This is a genomic window from Paenibacillus athensensis (assembly GCF_004514475.2).
In the GTDB taxonomy this organism is placed as follows: domain Bacteria; phylum Bacillota; class Bacilli; order Paenibacillales; family NBRC-103111; genus Paenibacillus_AL; species Paenibacillus_AL athensensis.
The window spans coordinates 25,608-47,815 of record NZ_MYFO02000011.1 but is presented as its reverse complement, the minus strand read 5'-3'; the positions used below and the strand labels follow the sequence as shown (position 1 = coordinate 47,815).

Sequence of the window (22,208 nt, the reverse complement as noted above, 5' to 3'; positions counted from 1 at the left end):
GAAGGCTTGTCATATAATAAGCAAGCGCAACGAATTGGGTTAAAGAGACAAGGTGGTGAATCGCGCGATGCAGTTTAAGGGACGTACCGTGTTCGCTTTTGTTTTGCTGGCGATGTTCGCAAGCAGCATCGTCACGCTGACGTTTGTCGATTCCGGTAATTGGAGCTTCGGCAAACAAAGGGCGTCCGGCAGCGCAGCCGCCGCCTCGGCGGCCACGGCCGCCAGCGGGTTGACTAGCAAGGATTTGAGCAAAATTTCAACGACGTACCAGCTGATTGAAAGCAAGTATTTGAACGATGTGGATCATGACAAGCTGGTTAACGGTGCCATCAACGGCATGATTGAAGCGCTGGAGGACCCGTTTACGGCTTACATGGACCAGAAGGAAGCACAGCAGTTCGACGAGAGCATTTCGTCTTCCTTCCAAGGGATTGGCGCGGAAATCTCCATGAATGACGGCAAGTTCGTCATTGTGTCCCCGATTAAAGGCTCGCCGGCCGAGAAAGCGGGCTTGCAGGCGAACGACGTCATCCTCTCCGTCAACGGCGAGAAGCTGGACGGACTGACGCTCAATCAGGCCGTAATGAAAATTCGCGGTCCTAAAGGCACGCAGGCCAAGCTGGACCTCATCCGCCAAGGAACCGGCGATCCGGTGCAGATTATCGTCGTGCGCGACGATATCGATGTGGAGACCGTTTATGCGGAAATGCTGGACAATCATATCGGCAAAATCGAAATTCGCCAGTTTTCCTCCAATACAGCGGTGCGGTTCGCCGAGGAGCTGAAAAATTTGGAGGGCCAAGGCATGAAGGGCCTCGTCATCGACGTGCGCAACGATCCGGGCGGTCTGCTCAACGTGGTGGTCGATATCGTCAACCCGTTTGTAGCCAAGGGTAAAGCGATTGTGCAGGTCGAGAACCGCGAAGGCAAGCGCGAAGCGACGCCGTCGACGGGCGAAGGCAAGCCGTACCCGGTTACGGTGCTGATCAACAAGGGCAGCGCCAGCGCCTCGGAAATTCTCGCCGGAGCGTTCCAGGAAGCGGTCGGCAGCAAAATTATCGGCGAAACGTCGTTTGGCAAAGGCACGGTGCAGGTGACGTTCGAAAAAGAAATGGGCGACGGCAGCAATCTCAAAATGACCGTCTACAAGTGGCTCACGCCTAACGGCAACTGGATTCACAAGAAGGGCATCCAACCGGATATCGCCGTGGACCAGCCGGCCTATTTTAAAGTGGCGCCGCTGTCGAAGAAAGAAACGTTAAAGCAGGACATGACCGGCGACGATGTCAAGAATATGCAGATTATGCTGACTGGCGTCGGCTTCCCGACCGACCGGAGCGACGGTTATTTTAACGAAAAAACAGCGCTGGCCGTCAAGGCGTTCCAGCGCACCAACGGACTGCCGATGACCGGCGAGATGGACGCGGATACCGCGGCCAAGCTGGAGAAAGCGGTACTGGCGCAAATCAAGGATGTCAAAAACGATTTGCAGCTCAAAGCGGCAGTCACCGAGCTCACCAAGGAAATGGCGAAATAAAGGCGGCAGCAGTTGCTGGAAATTCAGCCGGACCGGCAGGAAATAAGCGCTGGCGGTCGAAATAGAAATAGGAAGGTCGCGAAGGCTGCGGTCTTCCTATTTCTTTTGTAAATGAGAAGGAGTCTGCGTATGGAATTTGCAGTAGAACTTCTGCAGAGCCTCGGACGTGCGGCGCTGCATTTGTTCATGAACCCGTTTACGTATATAGGCGTCGTATTCATTGCTTTGCAATACCGGCGACAGGTGCAGCTGGAGCGCAAGCTGTTCCATGCCAAGCTGCACGGCTGGCTGAGCGAAACCGGACGCACGGTGCTGTGGGGCGCTGCTGCAGGCTTGCTGGCTTCGGCGTTGCTGCTGTTTGCCGGCATCTCGCTGCAGGCCGATGTCGTGCTGCTGCTGTGGGGCATCTCGATTCTGCTGCTCTTGCTGCGTGTGCGCTACCTGTGCCTGGCTTACTCGGTCGGGGTACTGGGTACGCTGCATGCGATTGTCATGTGGATGCCCGATCTCTCCGACGTGCCGGGGGCTGGTCCGCTGCTTGGCATTATCCAGCGGGCCGACATTCCGTCCTTGCTGCTGATCGTCGCGCTGCTGCACCTGATCGAAGGACTGCTCGTCGGCCTGCAGGGCGCGCGGATGGCCAGCCCGCTGTTCGTGGAGGGCAAGCGCGGCAAAATCATCGGCGGCTACCAGCTCCAAGGCTTCTGGCCGGTGCCGTTGTTCCTGCTCGTGCCGCTGCAGGGCGGCGCAGCCGAGTCGCTGCCGTGGAGCACGCTGCTTGGCGCCGATTACAGCCTCGGCTGGTCGCTGCTCGCCTTTCCGGCGGTGATCGGCTTCACCGAATTCACCGCTTCGCGCCGCCCGCGCGAGCAGGTGCGCCTCAGCGGGCGGCTGCTCGTATTGTACGGCGTTGTGCTGGGCCTGCTGGCCGTAGCCGCCGCCTACTGGCCGCCGCTGCTGCTGGCTGCTGCGCCGCTGTGCTTCGCGCTGCATGAAGCGCTGATCGGCTATCGCCGGCAGCTGGAAGCGAAACAGACGCCGCTGTACGTCCACTCGGACCACGGCTTGCGCATTCTGGCGGTGCTGCCCAAGGGGCCGGCTGCGGAGCTTGGCATCGAGGCCGGCGAGCTGATTCACAAGGTAAACGGCCACCGTGTGCGCAGCAAAACCGATCTGCATTATGCGATGCAGCTCAACTCGGCATTCTGCAAGCTGGAGATTCTGAACCTGCAAGGTGAGGTTCGTTTTCTCCAGCGGGCGCTGTTCGCCGGAGAGCATCATCAGCTCGGCATCATCTTATCGCCGGATCAGGATGCGCTGTACTTTTTGGCCGACCGGCCGCTGCATTTGTTTTCCTACCTGCTCAGCAAGCTGAGCGGACTGCTGTCCAGCAAATCGGGTACGCCGATGTAAGCGCCGCGGCGGCTGGCCGCACGGGTTCGCAGAACCTTTTGAGCGAAATAAAAAAGGCCCTGCCTTCTCTCCATCACGGAGAGGGTGCAGGGCTTTCTGCCGTGTCGGCGACTTGCACCGGATCACGCAGAACGACGATTTCTACACGCCGGTTTTTGGCGCGATTCTCGTCGGAGTTGTTCTCAACTTTCGGTCTTGTATCCGCATAGGCTGTAGCCATGAATTTTTTTTCATCGATGCCTGCCGTATCTACGAAATAACGAAGCACGGACAGGGAACGGGCGAACGAGAGGCCCCAGTTGTCCTTATACGGCGAGCCGGTCGCGAGCGGCAGATTGTCCGTATGACCTTCAATGCTGACGGTAGCCTTCAAGCTGGGGAACAGCGAAGCGAGCTTTTGCAGGATCGGATAGGAAGGCGATTTGAGATCGGCTTTGCCCAGATCGAACAGGAACAGGTCGTTCAGTGTGATCGCTACGCCGCGTTCGGTATCGGTGGCTGAGACCTGAGCTTGCAGGTTCTGCTCGTTGATGTAAGCGTTGATTTGCTTGAGCAGGTCCTGAAGCTCTTTTTCCTTCTGCTCCTTCTCGGCTTGCTCTTTTTTCTCCTTGTCGTACTGCTCTTTCTTGGTATCTTTGGCTTGATTGGTAAAGTCGTCGTCCTTGCTCTTGCCGTCGCCTTGCTTGGGCGTCATCTGGCCGCTAATGCCATTGTTTTTCTCCAGAAAGGAGTCGGCTTTGGTGAACTGCATATTCAGGACTTGGGCAAGCTCGGTATACTTCTGCATATCGACCTTACTCATCGCGTACATGATGATGAAAAATACAAGAAGCAGTGTGATCAGATCGGCATATGTAATCAGCCAGCGCTCGTGGTTAACGTGCTCTTCGTGCTTCTTACCTTTCCTCGCCATTGTCGGTACCTTCCTCTCCCTTGCCTTTCTTCGACTCTTTGTCGTGAATGAAGGAAGCGAGCTTTTTCTTGATCAGCTGCGGGTTCTCGCCGGCTTGAAGCGCAAGGATGCCTTCGAGCATCAACTCCATCTCGGATACCTGCTCTTTGCCGCGGACCTTGATCTTGTTGGCGAGCGGCAGGTAGATCAAGTTGGCGCTCATAACGCCGTACAGTGTGGCCGTAAAGGCGACGGCGATTGCCGGACCAAGGCTCTCCGGGCTCGACAGGTTGCCCAGAACGTGAATGAGCCCCATCACCGTACCGATAATCCCCATCGTTGGCGCGTAACCGCCGCCGGCTTCGAATACTTTGGCGATATTGTCCGTCTGATGCTCGATCGCGTCCATTTCCAGCTCCAGAATTTGCCGTGTCAGCTCCGGGTCGGTGCCGTCGACAACCATCATCAGGCCGTCTTTGAGGAACGGGTTCGGGTGCTCCTGCGCGCGCTGCTCCAAGGCGAGTACGCCTTCGCGGCGGGCAATGGAGGCCATGTCGACAATCTCCTCAATGGTCGAAGAAGGGTCGCGTTTCACCTGTTTGAAGGCAATGCCCAGCCCCTTCGGAATTTTCGAGAGCGTTGCACCTGGGAAGCTGACCGCTACCGCGCCGAACGTACCGCCGAATACGATAACCATCGCACTGGGAATGATCAGCGAGCTGATATGTCCGCCATCCCACATGTAGCCGCCGATCAAGCCGGCCAAGCCCAAAACAAGTCCTATAATTGTTGTCAAATCCACGTTCGTACCACCCCTAGATCAGCTTGAGAAAGATTAGGCAGAATATCTGCAAAAACCCGTGTAGGGTCCATTTCATATAGCGAAGAAGGAAAGTATTGCGGTTTGCATCGGTCAGGCAAAAACGATATAATGAAACGAGAACAAATATTCTTATCCGACACAAAATGTCAGAATGTATATATCTATATCGGTTATTGACGAATAAAAGTTTATAGAAAAGTTGCGTGCGGGTGATGAAAGATGAATGAGATCGTAGTGAGTAACAAAAAGTTTGAGCTCGTCTCTGATTTTGCTCCCCAAGGGGATCAGCCCAGAGCGATCGAAGAGCTTGTAGCAAGCATCCAGGCCGGCAATCAGCATCAGACGCTGCTCGGCGCGACCGGAACGGGCAAGACGTTCACGGCCGCCCAGGTGATCGCGAAGCTGAACCGGCCTACGCTGGTTATCGCTCACAACAAGACGCTGGCGGCGCAGCTGTGCAGCGAATTCAAGGAGTTTTTCCCGAATAACGCCGTGGAGTACTTCGTCAGCTACTATGACTATTTCCAGCCCGAAGCTTATATTCCTTCTTCCGATACGTATATTGAGAAGGATTCGAGCATCAATGAGGAAATTGACAAGCTGCGCCACTCGGCGACGAGCTCGTTGTTCGAGCGCCGCGACGTCATTATCGTGGCCAGCGTTTCGTGCATCTACGGCCTCGGTTCGCCGTCGGAGTACGGCTCGCTGCTGCTGTCGCTGCGCGTCGGGATGGAGAAATCCCGCAACGAGATTTTGCACCGGCTGGTGGACATCCAGTATCAGCGCAACGACATGAACTTCGTGCGCGGCACGTTCCGGGTGCGCGGCGATGTGGTCGAGATTTTCCCGGCCTCGCGCAGCGAGCAGGCGATCCGCGTCGAGCTGTTCGGCGATGAGATCGAACGGATCACCGAGATCAACGTATTGACCGGCGAGATTATCGGCGAGCGCGATCATATCGCGATTTTCCCGGCTTCTCACTTCGTCACGCACGAGGACACGATGAAACGCGCGCTGGTCAACATCGAGCGGGAGCTGGAGGAGCGGCTCGCCGAGCTGCGCGGTCAAGGCAAGCTGCTGGAGGCGCAGCGGCTGGAGCAGCGGACGCGCTACGACATCGAGATGATGCAGGAGGTCGGGTTCTGCTCCGGTATCGAGAATTACTCGGGACCGCTGACGTTCCGCGAGCGCGGCGCAACGCCGTATACGCTGATGGACTACTTCCCTAAAGATATGCTTTACATCATAGATGAGTCACACGCTACGCTTCCGCAAATCCGCGCGATGTATAACGGCGACCGGGCGCGCAAGGAAGTGCTGGTCGATCACGGCTTCCGCCTGCCGTCGGCGCTGGACAACCGGCCGCTGCGGTTCGAGGAGTTCGAAGAGAAGGTCGGGCAGATCATGTTTATTTCGGCGACGCCGGGCCCGTATGAGCTGGAGAAATGTCCGACGATGGTGCAGCAGATCATTCGTCCGACCGGACTGCTCGATCCGGTGATCGAGGTGCGTCCGACGAAAGGGCAAATCGACGATTTGCTGCATGAAATACACGAGCGCATCCGCAAGGACGAGCGCGTGCTTGTCACGACGCTGACGAAGAAGATGGCCGAGGATTTGACCGACTATCTGAAGGATGTCGGGATCAAGGTGCGCTACCTGCACTCGGATATCAAGACGCTGGAGCGGATGCAGATTTTGCGCGATTTGCGGCTGGGCACCTTCCATGTGCTGGTCGGGATCAACCTGTTGCGGGAAGGGCTCGATTTGCCGGAGGTGTCGCTCGTTGCGATTCTCGACGCCGACAAGGAGGGCTTCCTGCGTGCCGAGCGCTCGCTGATTCAGACGATCGGCCGCGCGGCGCGAAATTCGTCCGGACGGGTGATCATGTACGGCGACAAGATCACCGATTCGATGGACAAGGCGATTCGCGAGACGCAGCGACGCCGGACGATTCAGGAGGCGTACAACGCCAAGCACGGCATCACGCCGCAGACGATTGCCAAGAAGGTGCGCGATGTGATCGAAGCGACCAAGGTGGCGGAGCAGAAGGCCGATTACCTGACCGAAGCGAAGACGAAGCTGTCGAAGAAGGATCGCCTCGCTTTGATCGAGCGTCTGGAAGCGGAGATGAAGGAAGCGGCGAAGAACCTGCAGTTCGAGCGGGCCGCCGAGCTGCGCGACGCGATTTTGGAAATGAAGGCGGAAGATTAGCACGAAGCCGCAGAGGCTTTTTGAGAGGAAGGTATTCAAGTGGCCAGAGAAAATATCGTGATTAAAGGAGCGCGAGCTCACAATCTCAAAAATATCGACGTTACGATCCCACGGGATCGTTTTGTCGTGTTGACCGGGCTGAGCGGCTCGGGCAAATCTTCGCTTGCTTTCGATACGATCTATGCGGAGGGCCAGCGCAGATACGTAGAATCGCTGTCGGCGTATGCCCGGCAGTTTCTCGGCCAGATGGATAAGCCGGACGTGGATTCGATTGAAGGCTTGTCGCCGGCGATTTCCATCGATCAGAAGACGACGAGCCGCAATCCGCGTTCGACGGTCGGCACCGTAACGGAAATTTACGACTATCTGCGGCTGCTGTTCGCGCGGGTCGGACGTCCGCATTGCCCGACGCACGGCATCGAGATTACGTCGCAGACTGTCGAGCAGATGGTTGACCGGCTGATGGAATATCCGGAGCGCACAAGGCTGCAAATTCTCGCGCCGCTGGTATCAGGCCGTAAAGGCGAGCACACCAAGCTGCTGGCCGATACGCAAAAGCAAGGGTTCGTGCGGGTGCGGATCAATGGCGAAACAATGGATCTGGCAGACAAGATTGAGCTGGACAAAAATAAGAAGCACAATATTGAGGTTGTTGTCGACCGGATCGTCATAAAAGACGATGTGCAGACCCGGCTGGCCGACTCGCTGGAAACAGCGCTCAAGCTGGCGAACGGTCGCGTGATTGTCGATGTGATGGACCAGGAGGAGCTGCTGTTCAGCCAGAATCTGGCTTGTCCGGAATGCGGCTTCAGCATCGAGGAGCTGGCGCCGCGGATGTTCTCGTTCAACAGCCCGTTCGGGGCTTGTCCGGAATGCGACGGCTTGGGCAGCCAAATGATCGTCGATCCGGAGCTGCTTGTTCCCGACAAACGAATGGCGATTGAAGAAGGCGCGTTCGAGGCGTGGGCCGGCAGCACATCGAACTACTATCCGCAATTTCTTGCCGCGGTGTGCCAGCATTACGGCATTCCCCGCGACATTCCGGTAGCGGAGCTGAGCGACGAGCAGATGAAGGTGCTGCTCTACGGCACGGGCGGAGAGAAAGTGCGCTTCCGCTATGAAAACGACATGGGCGCGACCAAGGAGGCGCTGGTGCCGTTTGAGGGCATTATCCGCAATCTGGAGCGTCGTTACCGCGATACGTTCTCGGAAGGCATCCGCGAGCATATCGAGACGTACATGAGCACCAAGCCTTGCCCGAAATGCAAAGGCCAACGCTTGAAGCCGGAGACGCTGGCCGTGACGATCAACGGGCGTAATATCGCTCATGCGACGGCGCTGTCGATCGGCGAGGCGCAGGAATGGTTTGAAGGCTTGAGCCTGACGGAGAAGGAAGCGACGATTGCCCATCTGATCCTCAAGGAGATCAAGGCGCGTCTGGGCTTTCTTGTCAACGTCGGTCTCGATTATTTGACGCTGCATCGCTCGGCCGGCACGCTGTCGGGCGGCGAAGCCCAGCGGATTCGTCTGGCGACGCAGATCGGCTCCAGTCTGATGGGCGTCCTGTACATTCTGGACGAGCCGAGCATCGGGCTGCATCAACGCGACAATACGCGGCTGATTCAGACGCTGGAGCATATGCGGAACCTCGGCAATACGCTGATCGTTGTCGAGCACGACGAGGATACGATGATGGCGGCCGATTATATCATCGACATCGGTCCGGGCGCGGGCATCCACGGCGGCCAGGTCATCGCGCAAGGCACGCCGCAGGAGTTGATGGCGGACCCGCAATCGCTGACCGGCCAATATTTGAGCGGCCGCAAGTTTATTCCGATCCCGGACGAACGCCGCAAGCCAAGTGACAAATGGCTGGAGATCAAGGGAGCCAAAGAAAACAACCTGCGCAATGTATCCGTGAAGGTGCCGCTCGGTATTTTCACGTGTGTCACCGGGGTGTCCGGCTCGGGCAAAAGTACGTTGATCAACGAAATCCTCTACAAGACGCTGGCGCGCGAGCTGAACGGGGCCAAGGTGCGACCTGGCGAATACAAGGAGATCAACGGGCTGGAGCATATCGACAAGGTCATCGATATCGACCAGTCGCCGATCGGGCGCACGCCGCGCTCCAATCCGGCCACCTACACGGGCGTATTCGACGATATTCGCGATGTGTACGCCAATACGACCGAAGCGAAGGTGCGCGGCTATAAAAAAGGCCGATTTAGCTTCAACGTCAAGGGCGGACGCTGCGAGAACTGCCGCGGGGACGGCATTATCAAAATCGAAATGCATTTTCTGCCCGATGTGTACGTGCCATGCGAGGTGTGCAAGGGCAAGCGTTATAACCGCGAGACGCTCGAGGTCAAGTATAAGGGCAAGAGCATTTCCGACTTGCTAGAGCTGACGATTGAGGATGCGTGCGAATTTTTCAAAAATATTCCGCGCATTCATCGCAAGCTGACGACGCTGCTGGATGTCGGTTTGGGCTATATGAACCTCGGCCAGCCGGCCACGACATTGTCCGGCGGCGAAGCCCAGCGCGTGAAGCTGGCCGCTGAGCTGTACCGCCGCAGCACAGGCAAGACGATCTATATTCTCGACGAGCCGACGACAGGGCTGCATATCGACGATATCGACCGTCTGCTCAAGGTGCTGCACCGCCTGGTGGAAAACGGCGAGACGGTACTTGTAATCGAGCACAATCTCGACGTGATCAAAACAGCGGATTACCTGATCGATTTGGGGCCGGAAGGCGGTAATCGCGGCGGCCAAATCGTAGCGGCAGGAACGCCGGAGGATGTCGTCAAGGTGAAGGGCTCCTATACAGGTCAATACCTGAAGCCGATTCTGGAGCGGGATCGGGAACGCTCGGCGGCTGGAGCCGAACGGGCTCAGGTGCTGGAGGACGCAGTCGGCTAAGCCGCGGACGGCATGGAAGATGGGCCTGGTTCCTCGTCAGAGGGCCGGGCCTTTTCCGGTGCATGCAAGCTGCTGGCAAGCGGTTATAAATGCTTGCTGAATTGGACAATTTATACTTGTCGGACATGATCTTGACGAGCGGCTGTTGCAGCTGTTGCAAAAGGTGACAAACTTGTTACACATCCCTGGAATGACTTGCATCGAAAGCTTATTCAAGCTAACATAGATATAAAATAGATGATCTATGCACCGAGTTATGTAGAGGAGGGCACACCCATGTTATTCGCGGAAGAAGCGGCAGCCGCAACGACGAGCACATTTTCGTGGTTCGATCCGTTCGTGCTGGTGTTTACATTGCTTATCGCCATCGGCTTCATTCGTTTGTTGATCGCACCGAGAAAAAACAAGTTCGCGATCGCATTCAGCTTCATCGCTCTGTTGGTATTCGGCTTCATGGATATCGTCATGGTTTCCGGCTGGTAAGCTGCAGCTGTGAGCACAAGCAAAAGCCCGTACATTGACCGGAGGTTCCGGCGGTGGCGGGTTTTTTTGATGATTCGTGATGAGGGAGAGGAGGGTGTTGATGGAGAACGAGCGGATCTATGAGCAGATCAGGCTGATGATAGCGACCCTGGCCATTTCCGAAGAGGAATGGCAGGCGTTTTTCAGGGGAACTACGCTGCGCAGGGTGAAGACCGGAACGGATCTTGTACGGGCCGGTGATTTGGTGCAGAGCGCTTTTTTTTGTATAGAGGGGTTGTTTCGTTTGTATTATACGTTGCCGGACGGGCGGGAATATAACAAAAGCTTCGTGGGCGAACGGGAGTTTTTCACGTCTTACGGAGCGTTGATTACGCAGCGTCCGTCCTTTTTTTCCATTCAGGCTCTGGAGGATGCGCTCGTTCTGGAGATTCCCTATCCGTTTCTGCAGGAGCTGATGAATGCCCACCACAAGTGGGAGCGGTTTGTTCGCCAAGGCGTCGAAGCGTTGTATTTGAAAAAAGAAGAGCGCGAGCGCCAGCTGCTCTATGCAAGCGCCCGGCAGCGCTACGATCACTTTATTCGTCAATATCCCTCGTTGGCCGGACGCTTACCGCAATATCAGATTGCCGCGTATTTGGGCATCTCGCCGGTGTCGTTAAGCCGACTGCTGCGAAGTCAAAAAAGTTAACCTAGGTTAATGCAAGCCCGCTCGTTGTTCGGCACAATCGTAGTAGATACGATAGCCAAGAAAACGCGGAGGGATCCAGGATGAAGATGTTGGGAAAAACGATTGTCATTACGGGCGGGGGAAGCGGAATCGGGCTGGCATTGGCTCGGCAATGGGTGGAGCGCGGCAATACGGTGATTATTGTCGGCCGCAGCCTGAGCAGGCTGGAGGAGGCGTTATCCGTGGAGCCGAGGCTGCTGGCTTTCCCTTGCGATATTCGACAGGAGGCAGAGCAGCGTCGACTGGTCGAGTGGCTGGCCGAGATGGGACTGGAGGCCGATGTGCTGGTGAATAACGCGGGCGTTCAGGTGTTGAGCAGATTCGACCGCCAGCCGCTGCCGTCGCCAACGGCGATTCAGGACGAGCTGGACACGAATTTCACAGCGGCGGTTTGTTTGAGTATGTTGTTTATTCCCCTTTTTCTGCAAAAGCCGGAAGCGGCGATTGTCAATATCACCTCGGGGTTGGCCCTCGTGCCCAAAGAAAGCGCACCGATCTATTGTGCGTCCAAAGCAGCGCTATCGTCCTTCACCCGTACCTTGCGTTATCAGCTGGAGGCTACGCCGATCAAGGTATTTGAAGCGATGGCTCCGCTGGTGGACACGGCGATGACGGCAGGGCGCGGCACGGGGAAAATGTCTACCGGGCAATTCGCCCGCGAGGTCATTCAGGGCATCGAAGCGGGCCGCGTGCACATCCCTGTAGGGAAGGTGAAGCTGCTGGAGGCGCTGCTGCGTATTTCTCCCTCGTTGGCCCGGCAAATCATGCGCCGGTATTGAGCGTCTTATTTTCGGAGCATATCCATCAGCCACGACGCTTCCGGCATGGGATGCTGCGGACGTAGGGCGAGATGCTGGGCGATGCCCTGCAGGGCATTCCAGAAAGCCAAAGATAACGCGAGCGGATCGCCTTCCTTGAATTGCCCCAGAAGCTGTCCTTGCACAATCACTTCGCGACTTAGCTCCGCCACGTTGCGGGCGTCGAGCAGGGCATTAACGGTTTCGGAGATATCCCGCATGAAGAACGCATTTTCCATCAACACGAACATCTTGGCTGCGAACGGATGCCGGGCTACCAGATTCAACAGCTCATCTACCATTGCTTCTAAAAAACGGTCCGGGTCCTCCAGCGCAGCGGCAAAATCCACGTCCATGCGCTGGCAGCCGATCGTGATCAATTCCTCATAAACTTGCTGCTTGGAAGGGAAATAATGAAACATCAGCCCGGAGCTGATGCCCGCCGCTTTGGAAATTTCCCTGGTTGAAGTGCCGTAATAGCCCTTGGTTACGAATAAATCGAGCGCGGTTTGCAAAATTTGCAGACGGCGCTGTTGGTGTTGCTCTTGTTTGCTAACCAATGGTTGCCCTCCTTTGGATAGATGGGGTTGCAGAACGCCGTATGCGGGCTGAGCGGAGGAGCAGCCCGGCTGCAAGAGCCAGCAGCGCCGTGAGCAGCCCGATGCTCGGAGACAGCCAGACGCTGCGGTTGGCGAACGAGGCGTAGCCGCCCGTCACGAGCGGATTCAGCAGCGCATTCTCGACGGCGTGCATCAGCACGCAAGGCCAGATGGAGCGGCTAATCCGAAAGAGCTCGACATACACAATCGATGACGCGGCTATGGAAACCAGCGCAATGACGGCAAAAGCATTTCTGGAGACGGGGAGAACGGCGCTCAGCGTTTCATCGGGCAGAAAGATCAGATAATACGGCAGATGCCACAGCCCCCAGACAACCCCGATGATCGCATAAATGCCCCAGTCGCTCAGACTCCCTTGCGCCAGCTTGGCGGTCAAATAGCCGCGCCAGACGAGCTCCTCGCACACATTTTTGATCAGTTGTCCGGGAAGGGCGCTTGCAGCTACGACGGCCAATGCAGATAGCCGCAGCTCGCTTACAGGGGGACCGCCCGCTGCCCAGCCGGCCAACAAAACGATCAGCATGATGAGCGGATAAATCATAAGCGCCAGCCCGTACAAGGCCCAGCCGGACCGAAAGCGCGGGGCGAGCCCGGAATCGCGCCAGCCATCGCCGAAGAAGGAGCGCAGGAGAATAACCGTGAGCAGCGGAAGGAGCAGCCACAGCAGCATGCCCAGCGTAGAGCCCACCGGTTGCGACAGGCCGGGAAGCTGGTCGACCCCTACGCCGATCCAGCCGCTAAGTAGTGCCATTATCGTCAAAATAGTCATGTTCCGAGCTGCATGTTTATTCATCGTGATCCCTCCCTCTATGCCTCTGCCGAACGTTCGCATTGCCAGCGATTTCTGATCACCTGCAAGTTGGCAATCAACACATTAAGCATTCGCTCAATATTGAGCATTTGCTTAATATAATACGCGGAGCCGCGTTGGTTGTCAATGGAGAGTGCGTCAGGCCGCTGCCTGCACCAGAGCTTGAACCTGAACCTGATCCCGGCACCTGTGCCCGTGCTTATTTATGCAACAGCCGTAAGGGTAGGAAGGAGTTTTACCACGTTTGCCGCTCGAGGAGCGCCTGAGGGGGCCGCACGGCGGCTGCGGACGGCGCACACCGAACAACCCACAACGAACAACTCATAACGAACAACTCACAGCCTACTCCGGCTACTGACGGGTCCGCGCTCAAATAAAAAGCTCCCGCTGCCGCAATAACGGCAGTAGGAGCTGCTCATCCATAAAACGTTATCTGATCCGAGCTTGGCAAAAAGATCGGGTTACACCCACCACATCTCGCCCAATGGTTCGCGGATCAGCACTTGCTGGAGATTTTGCACGGCTTTGGAGAAGCCCTCGTCAACGGACATCAGGCCGTCTTCATGCTCGATGGATACTACGTAATCGTAGCCGACAAGACGCAGCGCGCTGATGATGTCCGCCCATGTTTTCAGATCGTGCCCATAGCCTACGGAGCGGAACTGCCATGCGCGGTCCAGCATGTTCGCATAGGACTGCATGTCGGTCACGCCGTAGCGGTTGACGTTGATCGGATCAATCGTCGTGTCCTTGGCATGGAAGTGGTGAATCGCGCCGGCCCGGCCGAGAATTTGCACCGCTTGCACGGGATCGATCCCTTGCCACCACATATGGCTCGGATCGAGATTCGCCCCGATGACCTCGCCGGCAGCTTCGCGCAGACGGAGCAGCGTAGCTGGTGTGTGAACGGAGAAGCCGCCGTGCAGCTCCAGACCGATTTTCACGCCGCGATCAGATGCGTATTTACCGTTTTCGGTCCAGTACGGAATAACCTTGTTTTCCCACTGCCATTTGAGAATTTCCTGATAATCCGGCGGCCAAGGCGCAACCGGCCAGTTCGGATACTTGGCGTCCTCGTGGTCGCCAGGGCAGCCGGAGAACGTGTTGACAACCGGCACGCCAAGACGCTCGGCCAGGTTGACGGTTTTGATGAAATCGTCATGATAGCTTTGAGCAATCTGCTTTTGCGGGTGGAGCGGGTTGCCGTGCACGCTCAGCGCACTGATGGTCAGGCCGCGGGATTCGACCGCTTGCTTGAACGCGCGCAGCTTGCCTTCGTCAGCGAGCAGCTCGTCGGGTTTACAATGGGCGTCGCCCGGGTAACCGCCGGTGCCGATTTCGACGGCTTGCAGCCCTTTGGAAGCGACGTACTCCAGGGCTTCTTCAAACGGCTTGCCGGCCAGAAGCACCATAAAAACGCCTAATTTCATCTATGTACACCTCCGAAAATGGTTGAAACTCCACTACACAGTATACCACTCTTATCCAGCAAAATGAAGCAAGCCCTTGTAAATCCGCAGCACGGCTTCCTGATTCGGACTGTAGATAATGACGGCCAGCGTGACCAGCGCTTGGGTCCCCACACATCGGGAATAAAAATAAAATTTGGACACCTTTTTCTTGACGACGGTCGTCAGCTTGAGCAGATTTTCCAACGCCAGCAGCAGCCCGTGGTAGACGCCCCAAATGAGATACAGCCACGAGAAGCCGTGCCACAGTCCGATCAATACCATAATCAGCACAGAGAGGCCGGCGGCGGTCAGGCGCGAAGGCGTTTTGCGCGAGAAAAACATAAAGATATGGTCGCGGAACCAATCGCCCAGCGTGGCGTGCCAGTTGCGCCAATATTGGGTCAACGTCGGCGACAGGAACGGCTTTTTGAAGTTTTCCGGCATTGTGTAGCCCATCAGGCGGCCGAAGCCGACGGCAATGTCGGAGTAACCGGAGAAATCGAAATAGATCAGCGCGTAGAACCAGACCATCAGAAACAGCGACTGGTGCGTATGCAGCTCCTGCTGAAGCACATGGTTGAAGATGCCGGTCATCCAGGTGACGAGCACGATTTTTTTGAACAGACCAAGAATGATCCGTTTCACGCTGTCCTCGAACAACGCGGCGTCGACGCGGTACGGCTGCTTCGCATCGGCCATGAAGTCGCGGAACTTGAGAATCGGCCCGGAGGTAAACGTCGGGATAAACAAAATATAGTTGGCGTAGTCCAGCGTCGGCACTTGCCCCTCCTTGCCGAAAAAATAAGCGAAATAATACGCGTCGATGACCTTCAGCACGTTATAGATGAGTCCGAGATAAATGATCGAATCAAACAGCGGATTGTGAAATACATGCATGACGAGCAGCCGCACGCCGAGAAACACGCCGATGACATTGGCGGCAATGGCGAACAGAAACGTCGCTTTGCGCCACAGCCGGGTCCGGCATAGGTACACAAACCCTCCGTAGTTGATCAGCGTATACGCCGCGTAAAACAGACAAAGCTTCTTGCTGAACAACAGCAGGAAGCATACGTTAAACAGCAGCATCAGTATCCTTTTGTTGCCCGGCCACTTGCGGGTGAGCATCAGAACGGCAATCATGCCGCACATGGCGACGATCGCGTTCATATTCAAATAAAACATGTTGCCGACTCCCTTGTCCTAGAATCCCTCGTAAATAAACAGGCCCTTGCCCGTGAAGTAGGTCAGCACGAAATAAAGCATGATCAGATAGACTAGGATTTCGACGGATTTTCTAACGACTTTAGCCATGCGTCAACCTCCTTCGTAAACAACGGAGCGCCGTCCTCGCGGTTCAAATGCACCAGATCGTGAAAATAGGGCGGCTCGTATTTATCCATCAAATCGAGCGTCGGCACACCGGCAGCTTGCAGCTTGCCGTTCACAACCTGCTTGAGCGACGCCACATAAGGCGGCTCGGGATACGCCTTGTTCCAAGGCATCCAGATCACGCGAAACCGCAGGCCGCGCCGCGCCGCCTCGTCGATGATCCACTGCACCGCAGCGAGATTGTCCTGAAAATCGGACAGCGTCATGCTGCCGAAGCGCTTGTCGTAATCTGCCCACTTATCCTTGAGCCAAGCATCGTCCTTGCGCCCGAAGTACAGCTCCTTGTCGCTCCAGCGCGGCTGGTAGGCGAGGCTGGCGTGCAGCAGCAGATTTTTGCCGAATTCCTCGCCGGAGTCGCGGAAATAATCGCGATACGCATACACATAAGGCTGGTACCACGGCTTGAGCCACGGATATGTAGGATCGGTTTCCAGCGGATCAAGCAGCGTGTGCACATCGATGCCGAACACCAGCTCATCCTTCACCTGGTACAAATGCTTGGACAGGATCGCCTGCAGATCCGTCGCTTTGCCGTAGGACAGGCCCATTTCAACCAGGCCCGAATCGGATTGCTCCTCGATATAGGCTCCCGTCACAGAGGAATTGCCAAAGAAAACCGGCCCGGTGTCGGACCAGCTGTGGTGCAGGAGCGTTTTGGTAAAGTCGTTTTTGTAAAAACGGCGCGAGCTGACCATCGGATTCCACCAAGCGATCAGCAGGTCGGAAATCACGAAGATCAGCAGCAGGCCAAGCACAAAGCTGTTGCGTCGTAAAAAGGCAATTAGTTTCAAGACGGATCACTCATTATAGGGATTTTTGTTGCCACGCGTGATATTGCTCACGGAAGGCTGCGGGCCATTGCTGCTCATCCAGTCCGTATTGGGCAAGGAACGCAAACGCCCAGCGCTCGATGCCGAAGCCGACGCAGCCGGTAACGGCGCTGCGCTTGCCCACCTTGATGTTGAAGGCGTTGCCGAACGTGTTGCTGTGAAAGTTCACCGAGCTGCAGGCAATCGACTTGCCGATATGCGGGATCGTCAGCCGCAGCTCATATTTCATCTCCTGATTGCGCTGGAACGAAGCCTTGACCTGAAAATCGTTGGTGAAAAAAGGATCGTTGGCGATTTCCAGCAGGCTGTCCACCTGCCATTCCACGGCCAGCTCCTTCAAATATTCAATCGATTGCAGGCGATTGTTTTTCACGAAATCGGGCTTGCCGACGAAAATAATCTCACGCATCGAGAAATCGAGCAGACGGCCGAAGTCGCTGTGATTTTTCGATTCGAAGCGGTGACATTTGGCAATCGCCGTCACGACAATGCCTTCGCCCTCCAGCAGCTCGTCCTGCAAGCCCTCATAACAGTGATAGCAGGTGGACGGGTTCATTGTAAAATTCGGCTTGGGCATGTTGCGGTCAAGCGCAAGCGGGTGATCCTTGTTCCAGCCGCCGGCTTCGCGGATCGATTGCGAGAACGACTCAATCACGTCAAGATCCTCGCGCAGATGCGTCAGGAAATGAATATGCTCCGGAAACGACGTAAAATGGTTCGTTTTGTTCAGCGTTTCGCAATGGATGACCGCCGGATACGATTCCTCCTGCAGCCCTTCAAAGCGTTTGGCGATTTTGGTCACAAAGGAATAATCGAGAAACCGCATCAGGCTGGAAAACGGCTCGCGGAAAATAAACAGGCCCGGCTCCAGCACCTTGATGCTCTTGCGTTCGATCAGCTCGGCTACAATGTCGCCATTGTAAGGCGTCTCAATCTTGTTTTCGAACAAAATGTTTTCCTTAAAGCCGAAGTCGCCTTTGGAAAAGCGCTCGATCAGCCGTTCGATCCGCTCGGCAATCGCATCGTTGCCGGCCGGCGAGTCATGCTCGACGATCAAGCTGCCGTTCTCCAGCCGCAGGTCGCGAATCGTTTCATCGACAAAGGCGGAAGCATATTTGACCTGTCCGTGCTGGCTTTCCGCCAGACGCTCCAGAGAGATGACACATTGCATGTTGATTACCCCGCAATCTTCTTCGTAATGAATTGGGCGATTTCGCGTACGGTGTTCAGCGGATACAGCATCAGGTCCTGATTCGTGACTTGAACGCTGTAGGTCGTTTCAATATGGGCGATCAGCGCCGTAGCGCCAATGGAATCGATAAAGCCGTAATCGAACAGATGCACGTCGAGATCGAAATCGTCGTCGTCCTCGGCAATTTCATAACGGTTGCGGATGTGCTGCTCCAGCTGCTGCAGAATGTCGGCGTTGGACATCGGGTAAGCCTCCTGTTTGTCAAATAGGGCGTTTGGGTCAAAATAGAGCGTTTATGGGCATGCGTCTTGCTCGACGCACATGGACTTTTCAGCTCGGCTCGCTGTGCGGGTCTTACGGTGGCGAAGGCTCATGCGTATGCTTAAGCGCTTGCCGCCCGGCGTAAGGACGAGATGGCCGCGAAGTCGATAGCGAGTTGGAACAGAGACAGTGTATGGAAACCGCTATCGACCGGAGATCACTCGTTTTCACCGGACTTCAAGGAGCAGGCGTCAGCTTCAGCGTAACCGGACCGCCGAAATGCGTGACCGTATAGGTACGGGCGTCAGCGTCGGTTTCGATTTTCAAATCCTCACCGCCAATGGTCAGTGTCCGGGGGCTGTACAGCTTAACCTGCTGCATCGTCTCCCCGTTGAGTGCCAGCGTATAAGCGCCGTCTGCGGCCTGCTGCAGCGTAAACGGCACGTTCGAGCGGATCAGGTGCAGCTTGTCGGCACTTTTGTGAACGCTGATTGCGGTAGCTTGCGGCAATCCGACGTAGAAGCGGTTGCTTTGCATGTGATAGATCTCGGCGTCCGTATCGAGGGAATATTGGGCCAGCCGCTCGCCCTTTTCCAGCGCCACGCCCAGCGTAGAGGCATAGTCTCCGGCCAACGCGGGAACGTCCGACGTATCCGGCACAAGCGACGCATGCCAATGCGGATTGCCCGGCGACAGGCGGTCCTTGAGCTTGTCCCACAAATAGAGCGCCAACGGGCGGCTGACGGTGACCCGGCCCTTCAATGCGGTCAGGAACGACTGAGCCATTTGCGGCTCGCTCATAAAATTATACTCATGCGCCGTCCGCAGCTTGTCAAAATAAGCGGCAAACTGCTTCAGATCGTTGATCTTCATCGGTATTGGAAAATGGTACTCGATGTGCTCGAAATAATCAATCGGCATATCGCGCGCCGCCATCGATTCGAACACATCCGTATTATTGTTGTCGCCGAGCCAAAGCACCGGGGTTGGCGTATGAATCAGCATCGTGCGGCTGCCGTCCTGCCGCTGCGTGTCATCGAGCAGGAACGGCAGCGCCCACACCGACATCGGCCGCGAGATCACCGGCGCGTGCGACGGCAGGAAGCCGAAGTTGTACCAGATGCCCTGATCGTTTTCGCTGCGCAGCGTCTGGAGACGGTCGAGAAAGCTCATGCGCCACGTGTGCTGGTTCGTGCCGGGATTGCTCCACGGCAGGCCGAGCCGGTCGAACGCTTGCTTGTGCAAGGCGATTTCCTGCCGTTCTTCCTCATCTGTCTTGAAGTTATGAAAAAACAGATGCGGCTCGATTTGCATATGGTTCGTCTTCGCGTAATTGATGAACGCCTGCAGCTCCTCCTTGTAGGGGAACTGCGGATCGTCAATCGCGACGGGAGAGCCGAACTCGATGCCGCCGACTACAAGGTCGTCGTTGCCGTCGCCGTTCACGTCGAGCCACAGCGGCACGGAGTTGTGGCCGGCGACGAGCGCATGGCTGCCCATCTGATTGCGCGAGGCGCCTTCGAGGGGGCCGCTGTTCGTCCAGCCGCCGTCGGCGGTCTGGACGAACACCTGCAGGTCCCCTTCGCTGCTGCCGACGACGAGGTCCGGGCGGCCGTCGTTGTTGACGTCGCGCACCGCAGGCGCGGCGTAGCGGTACCCCGCGGGCAGCGCGACGAGGTCGCGGCCCGCGCCCAGAGCAAGGGCGGCGCCAGGCGCGCCCTTGTAGAAGCTGACGCGACCGTCGGCCGTGCCGGCGACAAGGTCGCGCGCCCCGTCGCCGTCCACGTCGGCGACGGCCACCGCTGCCGGACCGCCCGGCAGCGTAAGCGGCCGGCCGCCCGCGAGCAGCGCGGCCGGCGGCCCAAAGCTGCCGCCCGCCAGCTGCGGCAGCACGCGCACCGCGCCGGACTCGTCGGAGACGAGCAGGTCGGCGCGGCCGTCCCCGTTCACGTCGGCGGCGTGAACGGTCGCATACGGCTGGAGCCGAAGGGCTTCGCCCGTAGCCAGCTCCAGCTTGCGTCCCGCGCCGAACGTGTCCGGCAGCGGTTGTCCCGGCGGCGGCGGCTCACTGGCGTAAGCCGTTGGAGCCGCCGCCGCCGCAGGCCCCTGATTCGTGTAGACGTACACGAATCCGTCGGCGCTGCCGGCGACGAGGTCGGTCCGGCTGTCGCCGTCCAGATCGACCGCCGCCGGGTACGCGCGGTAGGGCAGCTCGATCGCGCCGGCCAGCTCGCGATACTCGGGGAACGTCGCCTGCCGCAAGGGCTGGCCGGCGCTCATCAGGTGCAGCCCGCTGGCGTAGCCCGAGCCGGGCAACTCGCCGGCGAACTGCGGCTGGGCGTTGGTGCCCGTGTTGAGCTGCACCGTCAGGCTTTCGCGCCACTGTCCCCAATAGAAGGCGTTGCGCACCAGCGTAAACGATGGCGTTTCGTTGTACGTTTTGAGCAGCTCGGCCCACGAAATGCCGTCCTTTTGGGCAATCGCGGGCATCGCTTCAAAATGGTTCTGAAACGCCATCGCCGGCCGCCCGTAAGGGCCGAGCACTTTTTTGAGGCTGTAACCAAGCTTTTCCTTGGAGACGTAAGCCAGCAGCTCGCTGCGATACTCCTGGTTAGCTGCGGCAAATTCAAAGTTGAAATACGGCTCCTGCGTCAGCAGCTTTTTGTTAAAATACAGCGTGCCGGGCGTCGGCGGATTGTCGACTCCGGCTTTGGCGGCGAGTTGGCCGAAGCCAAGCGCCGGGTCCATGCCGCTTTGCATGTCGTACCCAGTCGGGTAGTAGCGGTTCGGCAGCAGGCTGCTGCTCAGCAGCACCTCGCCGTCGCCCACACGGTTTAGCGCGAGTAGCGCCAGCCCGTTGTAGGCGACCAGCGGCTGGGCCGTAGTCGGCTGCAGGGCGTAGCCCCAGTCGAAGCCGATAAGCCCGTTCAGGGCATTTTGCTTGAAGTAGCTGGCCGTGAACAGGCGAAAAACCTCCTGCACGCCTTGCGCGTTCCACGGCGCTTGCGGGAAGCTGAGTTGCGGCGCAGCGTCCGGCGCGGGCAGCTTGACGACAGCACCGCCAAGAAATTCCGCCGGAAAGCGGCTCGCGAACATGTTGTCCAGCAGCAGCCGCCCGCCGTTTCGCGTATACGTCATCAGCTTGTCGGCAAGCGTCGCCCAGTCCGGCTCCTGCAGCAGCGCCGGATCGGCGTAAACGGCGTCGTAGCGCCTTAGCTGCCGCGCCGACAGGTCGCGCAGCGCCAGCTTGTCCATACGCACATTGGCGTTCAGCGTCTGTGCGAAATGACCGTAAGCAGCGGTATCGTAGCCGACGTCGGTCTTCGCAGCGGATTGCTGCTGCATGGCCGGCGTTGTCGCTGCCGGAGAGTTGGCTGCTGTGGCCGTGTACGGCGTTGCAGAGGCAGCCATAGCAGCCGTCGCGCCGGTCTTGGCACTCGCTGTTGCGCCAAGCTCCGCTTGCGCAGCGGCAGTATCGCTATGTGCTGCGCCCGCGCCGGTTTTGGCACTTGCCGTTGCGCCGGCAGCGTCAGCTCGTACACGGACTGCCGTGGTGTCCGTCGCTCCGCTCCCTGCACTCGCTGCAGCGTCAGCTTCATCTGCTCCGGCCTGAGCAGCCTGTCCGGCCGCACCCTCAGCCGTAGCATAGAGGAAGCGGACTTCGTCTTTTTTTGGAATCAGAAACAATAGCGCCGTTGTCAATGCGAGAAGGACCGCCAAAGCGATCGCTCCCCGCAGCCATACGATTCGTTGTCGAGTCAAAAGCAAGCATTCCCCGGTCCTCAAATTTGTGTCGTCCGCTGCATTGCCTGCGGGTCGACTATCCTTGCCATTATAGCACTT

The 22,208-nt window shown here is 57.4% G+C and carries 17 protein-coding genes; 7 read left to right on the top strand and 10 right to left on the bottom strand.

The features are described 5' to 3' along the window. Nucleotides 1–67 precede the first annotated feature (67 nt). Together B5M42_RS18530 and B5M42_RS18525 are read left to right on the top strand one after the other, a co-directional pair. Nucleotides 68–1,537 carry a S41 family peptidase gene (locus B5M42_RS18530; RefSeq protein WP_134751894.1) on the top strand — a complete coding sequence of 490 codons (1,470 nt, stop codon included), beginning with the start codon at nucleotides 68–70 and terminating at the stop codon, nucleotides 1,535–1,537. Between the two features lie 129 nt (nucleotides 1,538–1,666). Next, a complete protein-coding gene (locus tag B5M42_RS18525; RefSeq protein WP_134751793.1) occupies nucleotides 1,667–2,950 on the top strand; it encodes a PDZ domain-containing protein in 1,284 nt (427 codons plus the stop codon). A gap of 73 nt (nucleotides 2,951–3,023) precedes the next feature. Here the strand turns inward: B5M42_RS18525 and B5M42_RS18520 are convergent, their stop codons facing one another. Together B5M42_RS18520 and B5M42_RS18515 are read right to left on the bottom strand one after the other, a co-directional pair. Next, a complete protein-coding gene (locus tag B5M42_RS18520) occupies nucleotides 3,024–3,863 on the bottom strand; it encodes a flagellar motor protein MotB (RefSeq protein WP_134751795.1) in 840 nt (279 codons plus the stop codon). Beyond that, the gene (locus B5M42_RS18515) at nucleotides 3,847–4,644 is read right to left on the bottom strand and encodes a flagellar motor protein (protein ID WP_134751797.1); all 798 of its coding nucleotides are present in this window, start codon (nucleotides 4,642–4,644) and stop codon (nucleotides 3,847–3,849) included. The genes B5M42_RS18520 and B5M42_RS18515 overlap by 17 nt, the downstream gene beginning before the upstream one ends. Nucleotides 4,645–4,884: 240 nt before the next feature. On the opposite strand from B5M42_RS18515, the gene uvrB reads away from it, so the two are divergent. The 5 genes from uvrB (at nucleotide 4,885) to B5M42_RS18490 (ending at nucleotide 11,790) form a co-directional block, all read left to right on the top strand. Next, nucleotides 4,885–6,879, top strand: coding sequence for an excinuclease ABC subunit UvrB (uvrB, locus tag B5M42_RS18510; protein ID WP_134751799.1), 1,995 nt, complete (start codon nucleotides 4,885–4,887; stop codon nucleotides 6,877–6,879). A gap of 39 nt (nucleotides 6,880–6,918) precedes the next feature. After that, nucleotides 6,919–9,801 carry an excinuclease ABC subunit UvrA gene (gene uvrA, locus B5M42_RS18505; protein WP_134751801.1) on the top strand — a complete coding sequence of 961 codons (2,883 nt, stop codon included), beginning with the start codon at nucleotides 6,919–6,921 and terminating at the stop codon, nucleotides 9,799–9,801. Nucleotides 9,802–10,077: 276 nt separating this feature from the next. Continuing rightward, nucleotides 10,078–10,284 (top strand): hypothetical protein, encoded by a 207-nt coding sequence (locus tag B5M42_RS18500; RefSeq protein ID WP_134751803.1) that lies wholly within the window; start codon nucleotides 10,078–10,080, stop codon nucleotides 10,282–10,284. 100 nt (nucleotides 10,285–10,384) lie between these two features. Then, nucleotides 10,385–10,972 (top strand): Crp/Fnr family transcriptional regulator, encoded by a 588-nt coding sequence (locus B5M42_RS18495; protein ID WP_230633003.1) that lies wholly within the window; start codon nucleotides 10,385–10,387, stop codon nucleotides 10,970–10,972. 80 nt (nucleotides 10,973–11,052) lie between these two features. Then, the gene (locus tag B5M42_RS18490) at nucleotides 11,053–11,790 is read left to right on the top strand and encodes an SDR family oxidoreductase (RefSeq protein ID WP_134751805.1); all 738 of its coding nucleotides are present in this window, start codon (nucleotides 11,053–11,055) and stop codon (nucleotides 11,788–11,790) included. Nucleotides 11,791–11,795: 5 nt separating this feature from the next. On the opposite strand, the gene B5M42_RS18485 is transcribed toward B5M42_RS18490, so the two are convergent. The 8 genes from B5M42_RS18485 to B5M42_RS18450 all read right to left on the bottom strand — a co-directional run bounded on the left by B5M42_RS18485 (nucleotide 11,796) and on the right by B5M42_RS18450 (nucleotide 22,127). Beyond that, nucleotides 11,796–12,368: a TetR/AcrR family transcriptional regulator gene (locus B5M42_RS18485; protein ID WP_167689781.1), complete on the bottom strand. Its 573-nt coding sequence runs from the start codon at nucleotides 12,366–12,368 to the stop codon at nucleotides 11,796–11,798. After that, nucleotides 12,361–13,221, bottom strand: a complete 861-nt coding sequence (locus B5M42_RS18480; RefSeq protein ID WP_167689784.1) for a CPBP family intramembrane glutamic endopeptidase — start codon at nucleotides 13,219–13,221, stop codon at nucleotides 12,361–12,363. The genes B5M42_RS18485 and B5M42_RS18480 overlap by 8 nt, the downstream gene beginning before the upstream one ends. A gap of 479 nt (nucleotides 13,222–13,700) precedes the next feature. Then, nucleotides 13,701–14,669 (bottom strand): sugar phosphate isomerase/epimerase family protein, encoded by a 969-nt coding sequence (locus tag B5M42_RS18475; protein ID WP_134751811.1) that lies wholly within the window; start codon nucleotides 14,667–14,669, stop codon nucleotides 13,701–13,703. Between the two features lie 51 nt (nucleotides 14,670–14,720). Next, nucleotides 14,721–15,875: an MBOAT family O-acyltransferase gene (locus tag B5M42_RS18470; RefSeq protein ID WP_134751813.1), complete on the bottom strand. Its 1,155-nt coding sequence runs from the start codon at nucleotides 15,873–15,875 to the stop codon at nucleotides 14,721–14,723. Between the two features lie 92 nt (nucleotides 15,876–15,967). Then, nucleotides 15,968–16,873, bottom strand: coding sequence for a hypothetical protein (locus B5M42_RS18465; RefSeq protein ID WP_134751815.1), 906 nt, complete (start codon nucleotides 16,871–16,873; stop codon nucleotides 15,968–15,970). 13 nt (nucleotides 16,874–16,886) lie between these two features. Further along, nucleotides 16,887–18,083 carry a class-II aminoacyl-tRNA synthetase family protein gene (locus B5M42_RS18460; protein ID WP_134751817.1) on the bottom strand — a complete coding sequence of 399 codons (1,197 nt, stop codon included), beginning with the start codon at nucleotides 18,081–18,083 and terminating at the stop codon, nucleotides 16,887–16,889. 5 nt (nucleotides 18,084–18,088) lie between these two features. Then, nucleotides 18,089–18,346 carry an acyl carrier protein gene (locus tag B5M42_RS18455; RefSeq protein WP_134751819.1) on the bottom strand — a complete coding sequence of 86 codons (258 nt, stop codon included), beginning with the start codon at nucleotides 18,344–18,346 and terminating at the stop codon, nucleotides 18,089–18,091. A gap of 256 nt (nucleotides 18,347–18,602) precedes the next feature. Beyond that, the gene (locus B5M42_RS18450; protein ID WP_167689786.1) at nucleotides 18,603–22,127 is read right to left on the bottom strand and encodes an FG-GAP repeat domain-containing protein; all 3,525 of its coding nucleotides are present in this window, start codon (nucleotides 22,125–22,127) and stop codon (nucleotides 18,603–18,605) included. Between the last annotated feature and the right edge of the window lie 81 nt (nucleotides 22,128–22,208).